A 1,962-nucleotide genomic window follows, 5' to 3' on the forward strand; every position below is an offset into this window, starting at 1 on the left:
CCTATCATTTTCCAAATCATTAGAGAATCATCTAGATGCTATCTGGCACTTCGTGTATTACTATAATACTTTCATTACATCTTTAGCACACCCAATAATTAAATGCTTCAGTGAAAACAAGTGGCTAAAAGAAGAATTAACTAAGATCGAAAATAAAACTTGCGATCGCAAATTACGACAGCAAATAACAACCCTATTAAACAATTCCGAGACTGACTTAAGCCAAAGCATCAAACAACACCTTCAAGAATTTCACAATAAACGACTGGAAAACAAATTTATTGAGTCTCAACATCAAAAATTAGAGCAATTAGAAAAGTGGTTGATTCAAATACCCCAAACCTCTGTTGACTATGCTCGTTGTCTGCGAGATATGGAATCCCATCTCACCACCATTGAAATTAATGCTTTCAACTACGAACGGGAACTAAATCGCCTCCAACAACTAGGCTCGACCGTAGATAATCTCGACTTCTTAGCAGCTTTTCTCGATCGAGATTGCTGGCAGTATCGAAAACAAATTGAATACGATTTAAAATACCTCAGATCGGGCAAAGCCCTATTTGATCGCACCATCGAATCAATTCGCGGTTTACTCACCATCGATGCTCAAAAACAATAAATCATTGAAAACTCAGCCGAGGGGGAACGCGATAGCCGTATCGAATTTTTGTTTACAGTAGTGGGGTCTGGTTTAGCCGTTAGTGCCTTGACTTCAGCGATTATGCCCGAACTGGTTCAACCCGACGAACAATACGAGCAGACTTGGTATTGGAATCAAGGGAGCTTATTAGCAATAAATGTTTTCTTACACAGTGCGATCGGCTTTGTAACAGCAATAATAATAGCACTCATGTTTAGAAGTGCGATCGAGCGTTTTTGGAAATTTTCAGGGGATCGCATTCGGAAACGGTAATTGAGCAGGGATGCAGGGTACAAAGGGGAAAGGAAGATTTTTACAAGCGATCGCTCTAGAGCGTCCAATCTTCTACATCAGTAAGACCAATACTGACAAAATCATTAACATTAAGTGTAACCATAGTATAGTCATTTTAAATAGAAACCATATGGATAACAGAAGCAATAAAAATTAAGTGTAAACCTTCTGACCCCTGCCTTCTGCCCCCTGCCTCAGACCTAAAACAAATCTGTGGAAATTAATTAAAATGACTATAAATTTATCAACGTGGGCAATCGCAGTAATACGACAATCTTGTGTACCTACCCTTTTTGTTCTGGCTGGAAGAGATTGATAAATATTTTCGGCTTCTGATATATATGACAAAATTTGAAATTGATGTAATGCAGTAAACAGGTCTTCAATATACTTGTAGGCTTTTGTTACTGATGACTTTCGTTTTACTTTTTGCACAGAAACTAAACTCGACTTTATCCAATCAAGCAGCATAAATAGCAAGATCTCTCAAACGGTTGAATAAAGAACGAGGGACTTTTACGATGTCAGCAGGATTAGATGACATGGAAAAACTGCTAGCCCAGAGAAATCGACGCACCAGAGCTAAGGCATCAGAAAAAGTAGGCAGAGATTTGACATACCAACTTTTTTGTCTAGTAGTCCAAGTAAAATCGGTTTGTAAATGATGAGCTAAAAGAGTAACCAGAGAAAATAGCCCCAAAATAAGAGGAGTAGTGCGTGCAATGGCTAAATTTGACCATTGGCGTTGAGTTTCTAGACCCAAATGTCTTCTAGCTTCTTCAAAGGTTACTTCCATTTGCCAACGACGTGTAAACCATTCTAAGATTTGCTGGGGTTGATATTTGGAATTAGTACACAGCAAAGCCTGAGTCTTAAATTTGCCCAAAGGATCGCGGACTAAAATCCAGCGAATCGGAACAACAGGCAGTCCAGTATGATACCAAACAGCTAATCCTGTAGTAATTTCTACTTGACGCTCAGTTTCTCCATACCAACGCAAAAGCGTCATGCTTGTCCAGTGTGTA

General features: G+C 39.0%; 2 protein-coding genes and 2 pseudogenes. 2 read left to right on the forward strand and 2 right to left on the reverse strand.

Annotation, left to right across the window (positions count from 1 at the left end):
* Both ACLFKQ_RS23170 and ACLFKQ_RS23175 read left to right on the forward strand, forming a co-directional pair.
* Window positions 1–622 (forward strand): annotated as a pseudogene (locus ACLFKQ_RS23170) (hypothetical protein); the annotation flags it as partial.
* 60 nt (window positions 623–682) lie between these two features.
* Window positions 683–916, forward strand: coding sequence for a hypothetical protein (locus ACLFKQ_RS23175; protein WP_449002075.1), 234 nt, complete (start codon window positions 683–685; stop codon window positions 914–916).
* Between the two features lie 174 nt (window positions 917–1,090).
* Here ACLFKQ_RS23175 and ACLFKQ_RS23180 read toward each other — a convergent pair whose 3' ends face one another.
* Both ACLFKQ_RS23180 and ACLFKQ_RS23185 read right to left on the reverse strand, forming a co-directional pair.
* Window positions 1,091–1,408 (reverse strand): hypothetical protein, encoded by a 318-nt coding sequence (locus ACLFKQ_RS23180; protein ID WP_449002076.1) that lies wholly within the window; start codon window positions 1,406–1,408, stop codon window positions 1,091–1,093.
* Window positions 1,398–1,962, reverse strand: a pseudogene (locus tag ACLFKQ_RS23185) (IS701 family transposase); the annotation flags it as partial. The pseudogene ACLFKQ_RS23185 and the gene ACLFKQ_RS23180, both read right to left, overlap by 11 nt.

The sequence above is a fragment of the Myxosarcina sp. GI1(2024) genome (assembly GCF_053543375.1).